This is a genomic window from Janthinobacterium sp. GW460-12-1-14-LB5, assembly GCF_059423585.1.
This window is the reverse complement of the sequence record NZ_JBWKYD010000002.1, coordinates 109320-129222: the sequence shown is the minus strand read 5'-3', so window position 1 is coordinate 129222 and position 19903 is coordinate 109320. Positions and strand designations below refer to the sequence as shown.

The 19903-nt window shown below is 66.0% G+C and carries 14 protein-coding genes; 13 read left to right on the top strand and 1 reads right to left on the bottom strand.

Annotation, left to right across the window (positions count from 1 at the left end; genetic code table 11):
* The first annotated feature begins 294 nt into the window (after positions 1-294).
* The 8 genes from AC07X6_RS02360 to AC07X6_RS02325 all read left to right on the top strand — a co-directional run bounded on the left by AC07X6_RS02360 (position 295) and on the right by AC07X6_RS02325 (position 10433).
* Positions 295-1431 (top strand): SIS domain-containing protein, encoded by a 1137-nt coding sequence (locus tag AC07X6_RS02360; protein ID WP_494789968.1) that lies wholly within the window; start codon positions 295-297, stop codon positions 1429-1431.
* On the top strand, positions 1418-2380 hold the full coding sequence (locus AC07X6_RS02355; protein WP_494789967.1) for an ROK family protein: 963 nt from the start codon (positions 1418-1420) through the stop codon (positions 2378-2380). The genes AC07X6_RS02360 and AC07X6_RS02355 overlap by 14 nt, the downstream gene beginning before the upstream one ends.
* Positions 2380-3723: a D-tagatose-bisphosphate aldolase, class II, non-catalytic subunit gene (locus AC07X6_RS02350; protein ID WP_494790080.1), complete on the top strand. Its 1344-nt coding sequence runs from the start codon at positions 2380-2382 to the stop codon at positions 3721-3723. Before AC07X6_RS02355 ends, AC07X6_RS02350 begins: the two co-directional genes overlap by 1 nt.
* Before the next feature lie 35 nt (positions 3724-3758).
* Entirely contained in the window at positions 3759-4526 is a 768-nt protein-coding gene (locus tag AC07X6_RS02345; RefSeq protein WP_070223655.1) for a DeoR family transcriptional regulator, read from the top strand.
* Between the two features lie 3 nt (positions 4527-4529).
* Positions 4530-5624: an N-acetylglucosamine-6-phosphate deacetylase gene (locus tag AC07X6_RS02340; RefSeq protein ID WP_494789966.1), complete on the top strand. Its 1095-nt coding sequence runs from the start codon at positions 4530-4532 to the stop codon at positions 5622-5624.
* A gap of 50 nt (positions 5625-5674) precedes the next feature.
* Positions 5675-7462 (top strand): MFS transporter, encoded by a 1788-nt coding sequence (locus AC07X6_RS02335; RefSeq protein ID WP_494789965.1) that lies wholly within the window; start codon positions 5675-5677, stop codon positions 7460-7462.
* Positions 7463-7672: 210 nt separating this feature from the next.
* Entirely contained in the window at positions 7673-9070 is a 1398-nt protein-coding gene (gene bcaP, locus AC07X6_RS02330; RefSeq protein WP_494789964.1) for a branched-chain amino acid transporter BcaP, read from the top strand.
* A gap of 76 nt (positions 9071-9146) precedes the next feature.
* A complete protein-coding gene (locus AC07X6_RS02325; protein WP_494789963.1) occupies positions 9147-10433 on the top strand; it encodes a DUF445 domain-containing protein in 1287 nt (428 codons plus the stop codon).
* A gap of 34 nt (positions 10434-10467) precedes the next feature.
* Here the strand turns inward: AC07X6_RS02325 and AC07X6_RS02320 are convergent, their stop codons facing one another.
* Positions 10468-12069 (bottom strand): methyl-accepting chemotaxis protein, encoded by a 1602-nt coding sequence (locus AC07X6_RS02320; protein WP_494789962.1) that lies wholly within the window; start codon positions 12067-12069, stop codon positions 10468-10470.
* Between the two features lie 528 nt (positions 12070-12597).
* On the opposite strand from AC07X6_RS02320, the gene AC07X6_RS02315 reads away from it, so the two are divergent.
* The 5 genes from AC07X6_RS02315 to AC07X6_RS02295 are packed head-to-tail and all read left to right on the top strand — an operon-like array spanning position 12598 to position 19870.
* Positions 12598-13500: a GGDEF domain-containing protein gene (locus AC07X6_RS02315; protein WP_494789961.1), complete on the top strand. Its 903-nt coding sequence runs from the start codon at positions 12598-12600 to the stop codon at positions 13498-13500.
* A gap of 57 nt (positions 13501-13557) precedes the next feature.
* Positions 13558-14061 carry a chemotaxis protein CheW gene (locus tag AC07X6_RS02310; protein WP_474290962.1) on the top strand — a complete coding sequence of 168 codons (504 nt, stop codon included), beginning with the start codon at positions 13558-13560 and terminating at the stop codon, positions 14059-14061.
* Positions 14062-14115: 54 nt separating this feature from the next.
* On the top strand, positions 14116-15174 hold the full coding sequence (locus AC07X6_RS02305; protein WP_230538257.1) for an HD domain-containing phosphohydrolase: 1059 nt from the start codon (positions 14116-14118) through the stop codon (positions 15172-15174).
* 14 nt (positions 15175-15188) lie between these two features.
* Positions 15189-16331 carry an FIST signal transduction protein gene (locus AC07X6_RS02300; RefSeq protein ID WP_230538258.1) on the top strand — a complete coding sequence of 381 codons (1143 nt, stop codon included), beginning with the start codon at positions 15189-15191 and terminating at the stop codon, positions 16329-16331.
* The gene (locus AC07X6_RS02295) at positions 16328-19870 is read left to right on the top strand and encodes a response regulator (RefSeq protein WP_494789960.1); all 3543 of its coding nucleotides are present in this window, start codon (positions 16328-16330) and stop codon (positions 19868-19870) included. The genes AC07X6_RS02300 and AC07X6_RS02295 overlap by 4 nt, the downstream gene beginning before the upstream one ends.
* The last annotated feature ends 33 nt before the right edge of the window (positions 19871-19903 follow it).

Sequence of the window (19903 nt, the reverse complement as noted above, 5' to 3'; positions counted from 1 at the left end):
AAAAAGAAAGTTAAAGCGGCGATTTATTAATAAAATACACAGAATTGGCGCATTTTTCTTACGTTTCACCAAAATGTCACAAAACATACTTTCGTTATCGTCGCATTTCAGCGACAGGCGGCAGCACGACTGGGTTTCATGCCGCACCGCAACATGATTGCGGCCCAGAAAAACACCAATACGACGACATTATTTCGCAAGCTGCAAAACAATTTACTTTCGTTTTACTTTCGTATTTGACTTTTCGAAATTTAGTATTTATGCTTTCTCCAACAAACACTTTACTGACACTCCATGACTACCCTTCTTCAGCGTGACATTCAAACCTGGCGCGACATCGGCGGCCTGCACACGGCCGAGGAAATCGCCCACCAGCCGGCCATCTGGCGCGCGCTGGCCGGCATTTTGCGCAACGAGCAAGCCAGCCTGGCCGCCTTCCTGGGCGACGCGCTGTCCAATCCCACGCAGCGCGTCATCCTGACGGGCGCCGGCAGCTCGGCGTATGTGGGCGAAATCGTCGCAGACACCCTGAATGCCGCCTGGCCCGCGCAGATCCGCGCCATCGCCACCACCACCCTGCTGACGCACCACGAGCTGTACCTGGAAGCGGATACGCCCACCCTGCTCGTCTCGTTTGCCCGCAGCGGCGACAGCCCGGAAAGCCTGGCGGCCGTGGAACTGCTGCGCCAGGTCGTGCCCGGCGCGCGCTTTTTAAATATTACCTGCAACGCGGACGGCAAGCTGGCGCGCCAGGGCGCCAACGACAGCAGTACCTTTAACCTGCTGATGCCGGAAGGCAGCTGCGACCGCGGCTTCGCCATGACCAGCAGCTTTAGCAGCATGCTGCTGGCGGCCCTGTCGGTCCTGGGCAAGGACGTCGACGTGGCGCGCCTGGAGAGCCTGGCGCAGCTGGGCGAACAAGCCTTGCGCGACTGGTCGGCTCCCGTGGCAGAGCTGGGATCAACACCCGTGCAGCGCGTCGTCTACCTGGGCAGCGGTCCGCTGGAAGCGCTGGCCAAGGAAGCGGCATTGAAAATCCTGGAATTGACGGGCGGCCGCGTGATGGCGATGGCGAATACCGCGCTGGGCTTCCGCCACGGCCCGAAATCGGCCGTCACCACGGAGTCCCTGGTGATCCTGCTGCGCAGCAGCAAACCCTTGGCGCGCCAGTATGAAGACGATCTATTGAAAGAACTGCAGCGCGACAGCGTGGCGCAGGCGTGCCTGACGGTAGGCATCGGCGGCGACCTGTCAGCCGACGCTCCGGCCTGGCCCGACGCCTGGCTGGCCCCGCTGTGGCTGCTGATGGCGCAACAATATGCGCTGCACCAGTCCGCGCTGCTGCAACTGCGCCCCGACAATCCATTCACCGGCGGCATCGTCAACCGTGTCGTGCAGGGCGTCACCATCTATGGCCATGACCAATTCTAATCACACGGCCGGCTACCACGGCATCGACATCGGCGGCAGCAAGATGGAGCTGGTCGCCTTTGCCGACCGCGACGGCGCGCTGGCCGAGGTGTTCCGCGAGCGCGTAGCCACGCCGGGCGACGATTTTGCCGCCTTCGTGCAAGCGATCGTCGGCCTGGTGGCGCGCGGCGACGCCGCCCTGGGTACGACGGCGCCCGTCGGCATCGGCTTGCCCGGCGTGATCGACAGCGCCAGCGGCCGCCAGCTCAGTTCCAACGTGCCGGCCCTGAACGGCCGCCTGGTGGCGCAAACCCTGCAGCAAGCCTTGCAACGCCCTGTCGCCATCGGCAACGATTGCCAGTGCTTCGCCCTGTCGGAAGCGCAAGGCGGCGCGGCCGACCATGCCGCCAGCATGTTCGGCGCCATCCTCGGCACGGGCGCGGGCGGCGGCTATTGCGTGGGCGGCCAGCTGCTGCGCGGCTTGAACGGCGTGGCCGGCGAATGGGGTCACTGGAGCCTGCCCGCCACCCTGCTGGCGCAGCATGGCTTGACCGACTACGCCTGCCCCTGCGGCAAGACGGGCTGCCTGGAGCGCTACGTTTCCGGCCCCGCCATGAGCAAGTTATATGCGCATTTCGGCGGCGAAGGCACAGAACCGCTGGCCACGCTGGCCATTGTGGCACGCGCCAACATGGGCGACGCCGTGGCGCAGCGCACGGTGGCCGTGCACCTCGACGTGCTGGGTCACGCGCTGGCCGGCCTGGTGCTGGCCTACGACCCGCACGTCATCGTGCTCGGTGGCGGCCTGTCCAAGCTGCCGCACCTGTACGACAAGCTGCCGGCGGCCGTCAAGCGCCATTTATTCCCCGGCGTGCACGTGCCGCCCATCCTGCCGCCCCGCTTTGGCGACGCCGGCGGCGCGCGTGGCGCGGCCCTTTTGATACGACAACATATAAAGGCGTCAACATGATGAAGCAAGCGGAAAACCCGACTTTTACCCTGTCGCCCATCCAGCAAGTGATCAAGGCGCACCGCCGCGGCGAGCGCGTGGGCTTGTACGCCGTCTGCTGCAGCCATCCGAGCGTGCTGCGCGCCGCCATGCGCGTGGCCAGCGAATACGACACCGTGCTGCTGGTCGAGGCGACGTCGAACCAGGTCGACCAGTTCGGCGGCTACACGGGCATGACACCAAACGTTTTCCGCGACACCATGCTGGCGCTGGCCCGCGAACAGGGTTTCCCCGCCAGCCGCCTGGTGCTGGGCGGCGACCACCTGGGTCCGAACGCCTGGCAGCACCTCGATGCGGCCACCGCCATGGACCACGCCGAAACGCTGATCGCCGCGTATGCGTCGGCCGGCTTCCATAAAATCCACCTCGATTGCAGCATGCGCTGTGCCGACGACCCCCTGCAGCTCGACGATGAAACCGTGGCCGCCCGTTCGGCGCGCCTGTGCATCGTCGCCGAAGCGGCGGCGGCCGCCGCCGGCTTCGCGCCGCCCGTCTACGTGATCGGCACGGAAGTGCCGATTCCCGGCGGCGAAGCGTCCTTGGCGCAGGCCGGCGCAGTCACCAGCCCGCAGGCCGCGCGCCGCACCCTCGACGTGCATTGCCGCGCCTTCCTCGACAACGGCCTGCACGACGCATGGCGCCGCGTCATCGCCATGGTGGTGCAGCCGGGCGTCGATTTCGACCAGAGCAGCATCCAGCACTACGATGCGGATGCCGCCGCCGAGCTGTCGGCCTTTGTCGCCGAGCAGCCTGGCCTCGTGTTTGAAGCCCATTCCACCGACTACCAGCGTGAGTCCGCCCTGCACGCCATGGTGCGCGACCATTTCGCCATCCTGAAAGTGGGCCCGGCCGCCACCTTTGCCCTGCGCGAGGCGCTGTTCGCCCTGTGCCAGATCGAGGAAGAACTGCTGCCGGCGCACGCCACCTCGCAGCTGATGCAGGTGCTCGACGACGTCATGGTGGCCAAGCCGAAGAACTGGATCAAGCATTACCTGGGCACGCCGGAAGAGCAGCGCCTGATGCGCCGCTACGGCTTGAGCGACCGTTGCCGCTATTACTGGGGCGAGCCGGAAGTGGCGGCCGCCGTCGGCAAGCTGCTGGCCAACCTGGACGCCGTGGCGATTCCGCTGCCCCTGCTGAGCCAGCATTTGCCGGAACAGTACCTGGCCGTGGTGCAGGGCAGCTTGGCAGCGCAGGCGCCAGCCTTGATCGAGCACAAGATCGGCAGCTTGCTGGCGCAATATGCGCGCGCCTGCAACCGCAATGCGGCGGTGGCCGTCATTGCCGAAGCGGCAATCTGTTAAGCTCGGTATTTTCATTTTTTACTGAGCCCGCCACCATGCGAAATACCAGCCAACGCCGTGAATCCATCCTCCAAATGCTTGCCCAGCAGGGCTCGGTGCAAGTGACCGATCTGGTGGAAAAGCTCGGCGTGTCCGCGGTCACCATCCGCAGCGACTTGAATGCGCTGGAAGCGCAAGGCATGGCCACGCGCAGCCACGGCGGCGCAACCCTGACGCGCACGCCGCCGCCCGAGCACACGATACGCCAGAAGGACGCCATCAACCACGAGCAGAAGGAGCGCATCGGCGCGTATGCGGCGCGGCTGGTGGAACCGGGCGACAACATCATCATCGACTCGGGCACCACCACCATCTCCCTGGCGCGCCATCTGCGCGATGCGACGGGCGTAACGGTGGCCACGAATGGCCTGAACATCGCGTGGGAGCTGGCCGACGCGCCCGGCGTGGACCTGATCCTCACGGGCGGCCTGCTGCGCAAACAGTCGCTGTCGATCCAGGGCAGCCAGGCCGAAACCTGTCTGCAGGCGTACAGCTTCGACAAGCTGTTTCTGGGCGTGGATGGCTTCGACCTGCAGTTCGGCGTCACCACCCACCACGAAGCGGAAGCAAGCCTGAACCACAAGATGGTGGAACGGGCCAAGAAAATCATCGTCCTCACGGACGCCTCCAAGTTCGGCCGCGTCAGCCTGCACCGCATCGTGCAGCTGGACCGCGTCGATACCGTCATCACCGATGCCAGCATCAGCCAGGAATACCGCGAAGGGCTGCACAAGCTGGGCATCGAACTTTTTATAGCGGAATAACACATGCTGAGCGGCAGAATCCTTACCCCATCTGGCTGGATCACGGGCACCATCACTTTTGACCAGCGCATCGTCCAGATACAAGAAGACCCTGCCGCCGACAGCGCGCTGACCATCCTGCCCGGTTTTATCGACCTGCACGTGCACGGCGCGGCCGGCGTCGACATCATGGAGGGCGGTGACGCGGGCGCCACCGTGGCGCAAGTGCACGCCCGCCACGGCACCACGGCCCTGCTGGGCACCACCCTGACGGCCAAGGAACCGTCGATCGTGCGCGCCCTGCAAGGCCTGGCCGGCGTCATCGCCGAGCGCCCCGCCAACGGCGCGCGCATGCTGGGCGTGCACCTTGAAGGCCCGTTTTTGAACTTGCACCGCCTGGGCGCGCAGCCTCCCGACGTGGTGCAAGCGAGCCTGGCGCTGGTGCAGCGCTTCCACGCCCTCGCCCCCATCAAGGTGCTCACCATGGCGCCGGAAATCCCCGGCCACCTGGAACTGATCCCGCAACTGGCGGCGATGGGCATCCGCGTGCAGATCGGCCACAGCGCCGGCACGTATGACGAAGGCGTGGCGGCGCTGCAGGCCGGCGTCTCCGGCTTTACCCACCTGTACAACGGCATGACGGGCATGACGCATTACGATCCCGGCATGGTGGGCGCGGCGCTGGCGCACGCCGAATACGCGGAAATCATCCCCGACCTGCAGCACGTGGCCAAGGGCGCCCTGCGCGCGGCCCTGCGCGCCATCCCGCGCCTGTACGGCGTGACGGACGCCACCTCGGCCACCGGCATGCCCGATGGCGAATACGGACTGGGCACGCAGCGCGTCTACAAATGCCTGGGCTGCGTGCGTCTGGCCACGGGATCGCTGGCCGGCAGCGTGCTGACCATGGACCAGGCCCTGCGCAATTTCGTCGAGCTGGGCCTGGACCTGGCGGACGCCTCGAACCGTTTGTCGCTGTACCCGGCCGATTACCTGGGCGAATCCGAACGGGGCCGTTTGGCACCGGGCGCCTGGGCCGATATCGTCGTCCTCGATCCCCAATTACAGCCAGTGTCCGTCTTCGTCGAAGGCGCGGCCATCGATCTTTCCACCCGCTAGATTCAGTCCCTAGACCCAGCCCCCCACCTCAACCCCGTCCCGGAGTTACCATGCACGACACGTCACACAAGGCCCCCGTGTGGGCCATGCGCTACCTGCTATTTATTGCCGGCATGGGGGGATTGCTGTACGGCATAGACATCGGCATCATCGCCGGCGCCCTGCCCTACCTGGAGTCGACGGCCTCGGTGGCCTGGAAACTGACGGCCCAGCAGCTGAGCTTTATCGTCGCCGCCGTGCTGCTGGGTTCAGTCCTGTCGTCGCTGTTCGCCGGCGCCCTGGCCGACATCCTGGGCCGGCGCTGGGTGATGTTCCTGGCCGGCGCCCTGTTCAGCGCCAGCATTCCATTGATTGCCCTGGCCGACGGCTACACGCCGCTGCTGCTGGGCCGCCTGCTGCAAGGCATCAGCGGCGGCTTGATCGGCGTCGTCGTGCCCCTGTACCTGGCCGAATGCCTGCCCGCGCAGCAGCGCGGACGGGGGGCCGCCCTGTTCCAGCTGCTGCTGACCATCGGCCTGGTGGCCGCCGCCCTGATCGGCCTGCTGCAAGCGCAGACGGTGGAAACGGCCACGCAGGCGGCGCAAGCGTTGCCGGAAGCGGGCCGCATCGCCGCCATCTTCACGGCCAAGGACCACGCCTGGCGCAGCATCTTCTGGGTTTGCCTGACGCCGGGCCTCGTGTTTACCATCGGCGCCCTGCTGCTGGCCGAGTCGCCACGCTGGCTGGCGCAACGGGGCCGCATCGAGCAGGCGCGCCAGTCGCTGCTGCGCACGCGCCTGCCCGCCGCCGCCGACATCGAGTTGCGCGAGATGCAAGACACGCCGGAAAACGCGGCCAAGGCCAGCGGCAAGGCGAAAGACCCGCTGCTGAGCCGCCGCTACGTGCTGCCCTTCCTGCTCGCTTGCCTGATCCTCGCCTGCACGCAGGCGACGGGCATCAATTCCATCCTCGCCTACGTCGTCAATATTTTGAACCAGGCGGGCCTGTCGGGCGCCTCGGCCAACATGGCGGACGTACTTTTAAAAGTACTGAACGCCGTGATGACAGTGGTGGCCGTGCTGCTGGTCGACCGCAAGGGCCGCAAATTCCTGCTGATGCTGGGCACGGGCGGCATCGTCGTCTCGCTGCTGGCGGCCGGCCTGCTGTTCCGCGGCGCCGAAGCGCACCTGGCCGACGTGCGCCCCGCCATCGCCGCCCAAGTCCAAAACGACGGCCTGGCCGTGCGCCTCGATGCGGCCACCTTGACGGCGCTGGGCGCGGCCGCCGACGGCACGCCGCAGCAGCTGACCATCGCCTACGCCTACGGCCCCTTCACCAACGTAAAAAGCCTGCGCAGCGACGATCCCGTGCTGCGCCAGGTGTCAATCGCCCGCGAAGACGCCGTGCAGGCCGACAGCGTGATCGGCGTGTTCTTCCGCAAGCTGCACCTGAACCCCTTCGCCGACCCGGCCGCCGGGCGCGAAGCGCCGCTGCGCATCGAAAAGGCCAGCCTGGGCCCCGTGCCCTCGTCCACGCACGGCTGGCTGGTGGCGATCGCCATCTGCGTGTTCGTTTCCAGCTTTGCCGTGGGACCGGGCGTGTGCGTGTGGCTGGCCCTGTCCGAGCTGATGCCGACCCGCATCCGCTCGAACGGCATGAGCATCGCCCTGCTGGTGAACCAGTTCGTCTCGACTGTGATCGCCGCCATCTTCCTGCCCACCGTCGGCTTGCATGGCTATTCGACACTGTTCTTCTTCGGCGCCGGCTGCACCGTGCTGTATTTCCTGGCGGCTGCGTTTTTGCTCCCCGAAACCAAGGGCAAGACGCTGGAAGAGATCGAAGCGCACTTTTCCAGGTAAGCCAAAGTAACCATTTGTAGCAGTCTCCTTTCCAGCCCCGGCCCACATCCGGGGCTGTTTTTTTGCCTGTTTCGCAAGTTGACAGGGCGGGCGCGCACGGCAATGTACGGTTTTCCTTCTGGAATTACGGGCGCGTGGGCTAGAATCTGGCTGCGTCGTGCTACTCACGAGGCGGCAATGGCGCCATGACAAAAACCACCAGGAGACACAGTGAGCTTATTTAGAACCAAGAATTTGGATGACATGATTGCCCACAGCAAGAAGCCGGGAGGCCTGGCCAAGGTGCTGGGACCGTTCGACCTTGTACTCATGGGCATCGGCGCCATCGTCGGCACGGGCATTTTCGTGCTCACCGGCACGGGCGCGCTGACGGCCGGCCCCGCCCTGTCGCTGTCGTTTGTCGTGGCGGCCGTCGCCTGCTGCTTCGCCGCCCTGTGCTACGCGGAATTCGCCTCCACCGTGCCGGTGGCCGGCTCCATCTACACCTACAGCTATGCGACATTGGGCGAGCTGGCCGCCTGGATGATAGGCTGGGACTTGCTGCTCGAGTACGGGCTGGCCGCGGCCGCCGTCTCCGTCGGCTGGTCCGGCTATTTCCAGTCGCTGCTGTCGGGCTTCGGCATCGCCCTGCCCGTCGCGCTCACCGCCGCACCGGGCGCGCTGCCAGGCGTGACGACCTTCATCAACCTGCCGGCCCTCGTCATCATGCTGCTGCTGACGGCCATGCTGGGCTGGGGCGTGCGCGAATCGGCGCGCCTGAACAACATCATGGTGGCCATCAAGGTGGGCGTGGTGCTGCTGTTTATCATCTTCGGCGCGCGCCACGTGCAGCCGGCCAACTGGCAGCCCTACATGCCGTTCGGCTACCACGGCATGCTGAGCGCCGCCGCCCTCGTCTTCTTCGCCTTCATCGGCTTTGACGCCGTCACCTCGGCCGCCGAGGAGGTCAAGAAGCCGTCGCGCGACCTGCCGATCGGCATCATCGGCTCGCTGGCCGTGTGCGCCGTGCTGTACGTGGTGGTGTCGGCCATCATGACGGGCATCGTGCCGTACCAGAAATTCCTCGGCGTCGACCATCCCGTCTCGCTGGCCCTGCAGTATGCGGGCGAAAACTGGATCGCCGGCTTCGTCGACCTGGGCGCCATCCTCGGCATGACCACCGTGATCCTCGTGATGGCCTTCGGCCAGACGCGCATCATCTTCGCCATGTCGCGCGACGGCTTGCTGCCCAAGCGCCTGTCGACCGTGCACCCGCGCTTCCACACGCCGTTCTTCGCCACCTGGCTGGTCGGCATCGTCTTCGGCCTGATCGCCGCCGTGATCCCGCTCAACATCCTCGCTGAACTGATCAACATCGGCACCCTGGCCGCCTTCACCATGGTGTCGATTGCCGTGGTGGTGCTGCGCAAGAAGCGCCCGGACCTGCCGCGCGCCTTCCGCTGCCCCGGCGTACCGCTCGTGCCGGCGCTGGCCGTGATCCTGTGCGTGGGCCTGATGAGCTTCCTCAGCTGGGTCACCTGGATGGCCTTTACCATCTGGCTGGTGATCGGTCTGGCCATCTACTTCGGCTACGCGCGCCGCCGTTCGCTGCTGCACCCGAAGCAGTAAAAAGTCCCGTGCAGCGACACATCCTGTCGCTGCCGCAGTTAAGATGGCGGTCTCGCAACCCTGCAGGCCGCCATCCATGCAACCATCCCCCGACCTCATCGCACAGCTGGACCAGAGCACGGACCAGCTCAAGCGCGCACGCCTGCGCAATATGCAGTGGCTGGCCGCCGGCTTGCTGCTGCTGGCCGCGCTGGTCTTCGCCGTGGCCCGCTCGCAACGGGGCGGCCACCCCGCCTGGGGCTATGTGGAAGCGTTTGCCGAAGCGGCGATGGTGGGCGCGATCGCCGACTGGTTCGCCGTCGTGGCCCTGTTCCGCCACCCGCTGGGCATCCCCCTGTGGCATACGGCCATCATCCCGAACAGCAAGGCGGACATCGGCCGCAGCCTGGGCGCCTTCGTGGAAAACCATTTCATTACCGAACAAGGCATCGCCGAGCGCATCGCGCAAGCCGATCCCGCCGCCCGCCTGGGCGCCTGGCTCGGCGACCCCGTTCACGCGCGGCAGCTGGGCATGACCGGTGCCGGCGTGGCGAAACAGCTGCTGGCGATGGCCGACCATGAGCAGCTGGGGCGCCTGCTGCGCGAACAGGCCAGCGGCTACCTGGGCCAGCTGAATGTATCGGACGTGGCGGCCGATTGCATCGATGCGCTGATCGCCGATGGCAAGCCGCAGGAACTGCTGGACTTCCTGCTCGACCGCAGTGCCGCCTACCTGGACGACGAGACGCACCACACGGCCATCGGCGACTTCGTGCTGGGCGCCTTCCAGATCGAAAACGCGCTGGTCAAGAAGGCCGTAAAGGCGTATGAGCCGCGCATGATCGCCTCGCTGCAAAAGTTTGCCCTGACCGTGCGCATCGACCCGGCCCACCCGCTGCGCCAGCGCATCGCCGGCTGGATCGCCGACAGCGCCTTGCACCTGAAGGCCGACCCGCAGTGGCAGGAAACGGTGCGCCGCTACCAGCTGCAGCTGATCGCCAGCGACACGGTGCAAGCGATGCTGGGCGAGCTGTGGGACGCCATTCGCGCGCGCGTGCTGGCCGACCTGCACGCCGACGCCCCCGTGCTGGCGCAAGCGCTTGCCAGCCTGGCGCGCAACACGGGCCAGGTGCTGGGCGCGGACAAGGCGGCGCGGGCATGGCTGAACGACGCCATCGTCGCCGGCAGCGGGTCGCTGGTACGGCGCTACCGGGGCGAAGTGGGCGCCTTCATCGCCGCCCGCCTGGACTCGTGGAGCAAGGATGAAATGAGCGAGCGCATCGAACTGGCCATCGGGCGCGACCTGCAATTCATCCGCATCAACGGCACCATCGTGGGCGGCCTGGCCGGCTTGCTGATTTACTCCGTCAGCCAGGCGGTGTAAGCGCGCTTTTCCAGCGCCAGCGCCTGCCGCGGCATCACGCCAGCTGCGGTTTTAGCAGGCTCGTCACTGATAACTGCTTGCGCGGCGCGGCAGCCCTGGCTGCCGGCCGGGCCGCCACGCCGGCCGCCACGCTGCGCACCAGCTGGAAGGAATCGACCAGCGTCGCCAGTTGCACGGCCTGCTGCTGCATGCCGGCCGCGGCGGCGGCGGCCTGCTCGACCAGGGCCGCATTTTGCTGCGTCACGTCATCCATCTGCGTGATGGCCTGGTTGATTTGTTCGATACCCTCGCTCTGCTCCTGGCTGGCCGCCGTAATGTCCGCCATGTAGCCGGCCACCTGGCGCACCGACTGCTCGATATCGCCCATCGTCTTGCCGGCGTCCTGCACCAGCCGGCTGCCCGCCCCCACCTTGTCCACCGAATCGCCGATCAGCACCTTGATTTCCTTGGCCGCCTGTGCCGAGCGGTGCGCCAGGCTGCGCACCTCGGACGCCACCACGGCAAAGCCGCGCCCCTGTTCCCCCGCCCGCGCCGCCTCGACGGCCGCATTCAGCGCCAGGATATTCGTCTGGAAGGCGATGCCGTCGATCACGCCGATGATGTCGACGATCTTGCGCGAGCTGTCCTGGATCGAGCCCATGGTGGCAATCACCTGCGACATGGCTTGCTCGCCCTTGTGCGCGGTCTCGGAGGCGGTGCTGACGAGGCGGTTCGCCTCGCGCGCATTGTCGGCATTCTGCCTGACCGTGCCGGTCAGTTCTTCCATGGACGACGCCGTCTCTTCCAGCGCGCTGGCCTGCGACTCCGTGCGCCGCGACAGGTTCGCATTGCCTGCGGCGATTTCCTCCGCGCCGCGGCCCACTACGCCCGTCGATTCCTTGATTTGCCCGACCAGCAGCTTGACGTTCGTCTGCAGGACGCGCAGCGCCTGCGCCACCGCCGTCAATTCGTCGTTGCCGCTGGCACTGATGCTGCCCGACAGGTCGCCCGCGCTCATGCGCTCGATATCGCCACGCATGCGCTCCAGCGGCACCACGGCCGCGCGCTGCAAGGTGTAGCCGCCGGCCGCGCACGACACCACGCCGCAGAGAGTGCTGAACAGCATCGGCATGCCGGCGTGTCCCGACGCCACATAGGAGATGGCCGGCGCGGCAGCGAACAGCAGCGCCAGCGAGCCGAACACGAGGGACATCCGGGCGCGCAGCGTCAGCTGCGCCAGCGGGTTCAGGCGCCGCAGGACCGAGCGGTGCATGGCCACGCCTTCGCGCACTTCCAGCGTCGTGCCGCCTTGCTTGATGGCCTGGTATGCCTGCTCGGCGGCGGCCACCTGTTCCCGGCTGGGTTTCACGCGGATCGAGGTGTAGCCCACCATCTGGCCATTTTCCAGCATCGGCGCGGCATTCGCTTCCACCCAGTAGTAATCGCCATTCTTGCAGCGGTTCTTGACCATGCCCGTCCACGCCTTGCCGCTCTTGATGGTGCGCCAGAAGTCGGCGAAGGCCTCGGCCGGCATATCCGGATGGCGCACGATGTTTTGCGGCGCGCCGATCAGCTCCTCGGCCGAAAAGCCGCTGATATCGATGAAATCCTGGTTGACATAGGTGATGTTGCCCTTCAGGTCAGTCTTCGATACCACCGTCTGACCATCATGAAGCACATATTCCCTGTTCGTTACCGGCATATTTGTACGCATTTCTGTCTCCCTATCCTACACAAGCGAATGGCGGCGCCACCCGAAAAGAAGCGGGCTCGCGCCCTGGCCTGAACAACACTGCTCTTTCCTGCACAGATCCTGACAAGTGGCGAGAGGCGCCTTGCCAACAACTTGCCTCTATTTGCCCTCTTTTTGATTTAGATCAAATTCATTTTGCTCCATGATTTAACCAATTACAACATTTAAATAAAAAATTTAAACGAATTTGTCATTTTTTAAATCATGAAAATGGATAGATTGTCGCGTCGCTACAGTGAAAAACCAGCTCTCCAAGGCAAAATCGAGCAGCAGGCCGCAGTTGCGCGGCAAACACAAATCATTAAAATCATGAAATTCATTGCATTCTATTTTATTTGAGGTATGATGATTGACATGGGAAAACAAAAACGATGCGACGACATCGTCACTTTCGCCACTCGGGAAATCCGCACCTATGTAGGGGAGATACGCATGAACAAAGTCCTGGCCTTGCGCTTGCTCGACGCCGCCGAAGACGCCGCCGTCATCATCGACGCCGCTTCACGCATCCAGTATGCGAACGACGCCATGTATGCGCTGAGCGGCTATGCGCAGGGCAGCCTGGCGGGCCAGCAAATCGAGGCGCTGCTGCCGGACGCCGTGCGCGAACAGCATGGCGCGCAGATCGGCGCCTATCTGGCCGGCGAAAAGAAGTCCAGGGTACTCGGGCACAAACGCCATTTCGCCATTCGCCACCACGACGGCTCCATGCTGTCCATCGTGCTCAAGGCCATGGACCTGGGCAAGCTCGGCGACGAGAACTACATGGGCGCCTTTTTCATCGACCAGCGCCGCGAGCGCGCGCTCGAACAGCAGAATGCGGCCCGCTGGCAGCAGCTGCAGCGCATCGCCCTGAGCGACCCGCTGACCCATCTGTCCAACCGCCGCGCCTTCGAGGTCGAAGCCGTGCGTGCCGCCGCGCGGGCCAGGCGCGCCCACAGCCCACTGGCCATCGGCATCGCCGACATCGACTTCTTCAAACACGTCAACGACCAGCATGGCCATGCCGCCGGCGATGCCGTCCTGCAAGCCATCGCCGCCGTGTTCCAGTTCCAGGCGCGGGCCTCGGACGTCGTCGCCCGCGTGGGCGGCGAGGAATTCGGTTTCCTGTTCCCGCATACGAACATGAGCATGGCCTGCCAGGTGGCCGAACGCATCCGCCGCGCCGTGGAAGAGACGCGTTTCGAGTTCGGCAAGCTGTCCATTCCGGTGACCATCAGCATCGGCCTGGCACCGCTGCCCGACAACGGCGACTGGAAGGCGGGCTTCATGCAAGCCGACGCCGCGCTGTACCAGGCCAAGAACAATGGCCGCAACCGCATCGAGCAAGCCTGAGTACCCGGCCATTTCCGCCGTTTCATTCACCCCGCAGCACCTGACAGGAGCAAGCACATGGAAACCATCACGACACATGCCGCAGCAGCGAGCCAGCTGGCGCAAGCGGACGCCCGGGAATTGCTGGTCTTCGGACTCGGCAAGGAGGAATATGCGATCGACATCGGCCTGGTGCAGGAAATCCGCGGCTACGGCGCCGTCACCCGCATCGCCAACGCACCCGCCTTCCTCAAGGGCTTCATCCACCTGCGCGGCAGCATCGTGCCGCTGGTCGACCTGCGCATCGCGCTGGGCCAGGCCGAACCCGCTTACGACGCCTCGACCGTGGTGATCATCCTGATCTTCGCGCATGGCGCCACCGGCATCGTGGTCGACCGCGTGGCCGACGTGGTGCCGCTGGCGCCGGCGCAGATCAAGCCGCCGCCGCAGCTGCACGGCTCGGCCATGGCCGGCCACGTGACGGCCATCGGCGCCCTGGACGAGCGCATGCTGATCGTGCTCGACATGGATAGCCTGCTGTCGGGCATGGGCATGCACGCCGGCGGAAAACTGGCGGCCTGAGCCAGCCACCAGCCCCGCCACCACCCGAACCCGCCCCGCCCCGCCGGAGACACCATGAGCATCCTGATCGTCGATGACAACGATACCAATCTGAGCCTGCTGGCGACCCTGGCGCGCAAGGCCAGCGCCGCCGAACCGGTCTGCATGAACGATCCCATCGACGCGCTGTACTGGTGCGAATCGAACGTGCCGGACCTGGTCTTGCTCGATTACCGGATGCCCAGCCTGTCCGGCAATGAATTCCTCAGCATTTTCCGCAAGATGCCGGGCATGGCCAACATCGCCATCATCATGGTGACCACCGAGAACGACCGCGCCGTGCGCAAGCAAGCCTTTTCGCTGGGCGTGACGGAGTTTCTCACCAAACCCATCGACACCATCGAGTTCAGTTTGCGCGTACGCAACCTGCTGGCCCTGCGCACGGCGCAAACCATGCTGGCCGACCGCGCCAAGCTGCTCGAACACGAAGTGGCCGAGGCCATCGCCAACGTCACCGCCAGGGAGATGGAACTGGTCGCGCGCCTGGCGCGGGCGGCCGAATTCCGCGATCCCGAAACGGGCGGCCACATCATGCGCATGGCCCGCTACTCGGCGCTGATCGCCAGGGAACTGGGTCTCGACGCGCAATGGCAGGACCTGCTGCTCAAGGCGGCGCCCATGCACGACGTGGGCAAGCTGGCCACGCCCGACCATATCCTGCTCAAGCCGGGGCGGCTGGATCCCGAGGAAATGGCCATCATGCGCCAGCATGCGGAAATCGGCGGCCAGATCCTCGCCGGCAGCGATTCGCCGCTGATCCGCCTGGCCGAGGAAATCGCCTGCGGCCACCACGAGAAATACGACGGCAGCGGCTATCCGCGCGGCCTGGCGGGCGACCAGATACCGCTGTCGGCGCGCATCGTGGCCGTGGCCGACGTCTTCGACGCACTGAGCTCGGAGCGCCCGTACAAGCCCGCCTGGCCTTTGGCCCAGGCGCGCCAGTTCCTGCAAGAGAACAAGGGCAGCCATTTCTGCCCGCGCTGCATCGACGCCTTCCTGGGCGCCTGGGACGACGTGCTCGCCATCCGCGACAGCCTGCCCGACCCCATCCATCACCACGCCCACCCACTGTAAGCGAGGAACCTGCCATGCGCGTGCAACAACTGATCCTGAAAAACCATGCCGACCTCGATGCCGCCCTGGCCCCCCTGGCCGCCATGCAACCGCAGCTGGTGCTGGCCTTTGGCGCCTGCGCCTACTTTGCCACTCCCGAGCTGACGGCGGCGCTGCGCCGCCAGATGCCCGGTGCCGTCATCGCCGGCTGTTCCACGGCCGGGGAGATCGCTGGCAAGCGCGTCTACGACGACAGCTGCGTCATCACCGCCATCGGCTTCGAGCACACGACGGTGGCCATCGCCGACGCCATCATCTGCGACATGGCCGATTCGCACGACACGGGCGAGCGCCTGGCGCAGGCGCTGCCGCAGGACGGTCTGGCGGCCGTTTTCATGCTGGGCACGGGCGTGGCCATCAATGGCAGCGCCCTCATCGCCGGCTTGCAGGCCAACCTGCCGCCGGGCGTGACGGTGTCCGGCGGGCTGGCGGCCGACGGCGGCGCCTTCCGCCAGACCTGGACCCTGGGTCCGCGCGGCGCGGCCGACAACACCATCGTCGCCGTCGGCCTGTACGGCGAGCGCATCCGTCTCGGCTACGGCAGCCATGCGGGCTGGGAAGCGTTCGGTCCGGCGCGCAAGGTGACGCGCTGCGTCGACAATGTGCTGTATGGCCTGGACGGCGCGCGCGCGCTCGACATCTACAAGCTGTACCTGGGCGACTATGCGCGCGACCTGCCCGGCTCGGGGCTGCTGTTCCCCTTTGAAATGCTGACGGCCGCGCACGAAAAAAGCAATGTCTTCCGCACCATCCTCGCCGTCGACGAGGAACAGGGTTCGCTGACCCTGGCCGGCGACATCCTCGCCGACGGCTACCTGAAACTGATGCATTCGAGCACCAACAGGCTGATCGACGGGGCAGAAACGGCCGCGCGCGGCGTCCAGGCCCACGCCGACGCGGCGGGCGACCAGCTGGCCCTGCTGGTCAGCTGCGTGGGGCGCAAGCTGGTCATGGGCGACCGGGTCGAGGAAGAGGTCGAAGCCGTGGCCGACCTGCTGGGCGGCGCGGCCTGCATCGCCGGTTTTTATTCCAACGGCGAAATCGGCATCGCCCAGCCGCATGGCACTTGCCAGCTGCATAACCAGACGATGACCGTCACCGTCCTGAGCGAAGCATGAACCGCACCCTCGCCCGCCAATTGAACCGCGTCTGCAATATCGACTCGGAAAGCGCCTGCGCCGCCTTGCTGGAACAGGCGCAGACACTGAGCGCGCAAGCCGGCACGCCGCCCGAACTGGCCGCTTTCCTGGCTGGCCTGCCGGCCCTGCTGCTGCGCATCGACAGCGCCTACGACCAGTCCGAACGCGACCTGGACTTGCGTTCGCGCAGCCTGGAACTGAGTTCGACGGAACTGAGCATGACCAACGACCTGCTGCGCACGGAACTGGCCAGCCGCAACCGCGTGATCCAGTCGCTGCGCGTGGCGGCCGTGCGCCTGCTCGACAACGACGATTCCGGCCTGCGCCTGCCGCAGGAAAGCGATATCGAAGGCCTGTCGGTGCTGCTGGCCGAACTGGTGGCGCAGCAGGAACTGCGCCGCATCGAATTGCAGAACCAGCGCTTTGCGATGGACCAGCACGCCATTGTCAGCATCACCGACACGAGCGGCGCCATCATTTACGTCAACGACAAGTTCTGCGCCATCAGCGGCTTCGCGCGCGAAGAGCTGGTCGGCCAGACGCACCGCCTGATCAACTCGCACACGCATGCGGACGCCTTCTTTGCGCAGATGTGGCAGACCATTACCGCCGGCCAGGTCTGGCATGGCGAAATCTGCAACCATGCCAAGGATGGCGGCCAATACTGGGTGGACGCCACCATCGTGCCCTTCCTCGATGCGGCCGGCAAGCCATACCAGTACATCGCCATCCGCACGGAAATCAGCGAGAGCAAGCGCATGGCCGAGACCATCGCGAAAAGCGAGCGCGAATACCGCAACGTCGTCAACAGCCTCAATGAAGTGGTCTTCCGCACCGACTTGAACGGCGCCTGGACCTTCCTGAACCCCGCCTGGCACACCATCACCGGTTTTTCCATCGCCGACAGCCTGGGCAAGCGTATCCTGCAATTCGTCGATGTGCGCGACCGCGAGCGCGCCGCCGCCGGCCTGGCCCAGCTGCTGGACGGCCAGGTGGACAGCATGCGCCATGAAGCGCGCTACGTCACCAGCGATGGCAACGTGCGCTGGATCGACGTGTGCGCACGCGCCGAACGCGACGGCCTGGGGCGCCTGGCCGGCATCACCGGCAGCCTCACCGACATCACCGAGCGGCGCCTGGCGGCGCGCGAGCTGCGGCACAACCTCAATTTCGTCGACGCACTGATCGAAACCATCCCTATCCCCTTGTACCTGAAGGACGTGCAGGGCCGCTACCTGCGCGCCAACCGCGCCTTCTGCGCCTTCTTCCAGCTCGCGCAAGCGGATATCCTGGGCATGACGGCGGCCGACATCCTGCCGCCGCAGGAAGCGCAGCTGGTGGCGCGGCAGGACCTGCGCCTGATGCTCGACAAGGGCAACCAGACGTATGAAGACCGGCTGACCGCCGGCACGCGGCAGGTCGACGTGCTGTTCAGCAAGGCAACCCTGCTGAAGTCCGACGGCAGCCTGCACGGCCTGGTGGGCACCCTGGTCGACATTTCCAGCCAAAAGGCGGCCGAACGGGCCCTGTTGCTGGCCAAGGAAGCGGCCGAGTCGGCCAGCCGCTCGAAGAGCGAATTCCTGGCCAACATGAGCCATGAAATCCGCACGCCGATGAATGGCATCCTGGGCATGACGGACCTGGTGCTCGATTCCGAGCTCGATGGCCACCAGCGCAAGTACCTGGAAATCGTCAAGGCCTCGGCCGACGCCCTGCTGTGCATCATCAACGACATCCTCGATTTCTCGAAGATCGAGGCGGGCATGCTGACGCTGGAAAGCATCCCCTTCGACCTGCGCCAGCTGATGCAGGAAACCATGCGCGCCCACGCCATGCGGGCGCAGGCCAGCGGGCTGGAACTGGTGCTCGACATCGATCCGGCGCTGCCGCAAACCTTGCTGGGCGACCCGGGCCGCCTGCGCCAGGTGCTGACCAACCTGGCGGGCAACGCCATCAAGTTCACGCAGCGCGGCGAGGTGGTCGTCAGCGCCCGGCTGCGCGCCGGCGGCAACGGCATGGCCCGGCTGCAGCTGGACGTGCGCGACACCGGCATCGGCATTGCCGCCGACATGCAGGAGGCCGTCTTCGACGCCTTCCAGCAGGAAGACGGGTCGACCACGCGGCGCTTCGGCGGCACGGGACTGGGCCTGTCGATCACGCGCCGCCTGGTGACGATGATGAAAGGCAGTATCAGCCTGTCGAGCGAACTGGGCAAGGGCAGCTGCTTCACCGTCGACCTGGCCCTGCCCGTCGGCGAGCAGCAGCCCTTGCTGCCGCCGCCCGGCGCTTCGCTGGCGGGACGCAGCATCCTGCTGGTCGACGACAACCCCAGCAACCTGACCATCCTGCGCAGGATCTTCGAGCATTGCGGCGCCAGCGTCACCGCCTGCGAATCGGGCGAGGCAGCGCTCGACGGCTGCCGCACCAGCTTGCCCGCGGACTGCATCATCATGGACTGCGCCATGCCCGGCATGAATGGCTTCGACACGGCAGCGGCCCTGGCCGCCCTGTCCCACTGGAGCCAGGTGCCCATCGTCATGCTGTCGTCCAGCGGCAGCCTGGGCGACGCGGCGCGCTGCCGCGAACTGGGCATCGACGGCTACCTGCTCAAGCCTGCCAGCCCCGAAGAACTGCTGGCCATCACCGCGGGCGTGCTGGGCAGGTGCCGCGGCATGCCCGGTGCCGCCCCCGCCGCAGCGCCCCAGTGCGTGCGCGCAGACACGCCCGGCCTGGACATCCTGCTGGTCGAGGACAACGCCATGAACCGCGAACTGGCCACCGTGCTGCTGTCGAATGCGGGGCACCGGGTCACGCATGCGGCAAACGGCCGCATCGCCCTCGAATGCCAGGCGGCGGCCCATTTCGACCTGATCCTGATGGACCTGCAGATGCCGGAAATGGGCGGTTTCGACGCCACCGCGCAGATACGCGCGCGCGAAGCGCAAGGCATGCCGAAGAGCGTCATCATCGCCATGACGGCCAGCGCCTTCGAAGGCGACCGCGAACGCTGCATCGCCGCCGGCATGGACGACTACCTGTCCAAGCCGTTCCGCACGGCCGCCTTCCAGAGCCTGATCGAACAGCATGTATTGCGAATAAGCAAGCAACCACCGGCCCTGGCGCCGGCCATGAGCGTGCCGGCAAGGAACGGCGCGCCGCGCTTCGACTACGCCGCCGCACTGGCCGACGCCGACGCCGACGTGCTCGGCATCATCGGCGCATCGTTCCTGGCCGGCTTGCCGGGACAGCTGGCGGCCATGCGCGCGGCCCTGCAGGCAGGGGAGCGGCCCGCCGCAAGCCGGCAAGCCCATACCCTGGCCGGCTTGCTGGCCAACTTCCATGCGGCTCCCGCCGTCGCCATCGCCGCCGCCATCGAGCGCGAAGCGGCAAATGCCCCGCAGGCGGCGCTGCTGGCGCGGCTCGATGCGCTGGAGGAGCAAGTGCGGCTGTTTGTGCAGGACACCGGCGCGGCCATCCCGGCGGCAGGCTGCCTGCTGCACGCATCCGGCCAAACTTGATGTAGATCATAATTTTTTGAACAAGCTCTTGCT

Coding starts and splice junctions, on each gene's coding strand:
- AC07X6_RS02360 (WP_494789968.1), top strand. CDS start 295: ATGACTACCCTTCTTCAGCGTGACATTCAAACCTGGCGCGACATCGGC.
- AC07X6_RS02355 (WP_494789967.1), top strand. CDS start 1,418: ATGACCAATTCTAATCACACGGCCGGCTACCACGGCATCGACATCGGC.
- AC07X6_RS02350 (WP_494790080.1), top strand. CDS start 2,380: ATGAAGCAAGCGGAAAACCCGACTTTTACCCTGTCGCCCATCCAGCAA.
- AC07X6_RS02345 (WP_070223655.1), top strand. CDS start 3,759: ATGCGAAATACCAGCCAACGCCGTGAATCCATCCTCCAAATGCTTGCC.
- AC07X6_RS02340 (WP_494789966.1), top strand. CDS start 4,530: ATGCTGAGCGGCAGAATCCTTACCCCATCTGGCTGGATCACGGGCACC.
- AC07X6_RS02335 (WP_494789965.1), top strand. CDS start 5,675: ATGCACGACACGTCACACAAGGCCCCCGTGTGGGCCATGCGCTACCTG.
- AC07X6_RS02325 (WP_494789963.1), top strand. CDS start 9,147: ATGCAACCATCCCCCGACCTCATCGCACAGCTGGACCAGAGCACGGAC.
- AC07X6_RS02315 (WP_494789961.1), top strand. CDS start 12,598: ATGAACAAAGTCCTGGCCTTGCGCTTGCTCGACGCCGCCGAAGACGCC.
- AC07X6_RS02310 (WP_474290962.1), top strand. CDS start 13,558: ATGGAAACCATCACGACACATGCCGCAGCAGCGAGCCAGCTGGCGCAA.
- AC07X6_RS02305 (WP_230538257.1), top strand. CDS start 14,116: ATGAGCATCCTGATCGTCGATGACAACGATACCAATCTGAGCCTGCTG.
- AC07X6_RS02300 (WP_230538258.1), top strand. CDS start 15,189: ATGCGCGTGCAACAACTGATCCTGAAAAACCATGCCGACCTCGATGCC.
- AC07X6_RS02295 (WP_494789960.1), top strand. CDS start 16,328: ATGAACCGCACCCTCGCCCGCCAATTGAACCGCGTCTGCAATATCGAC.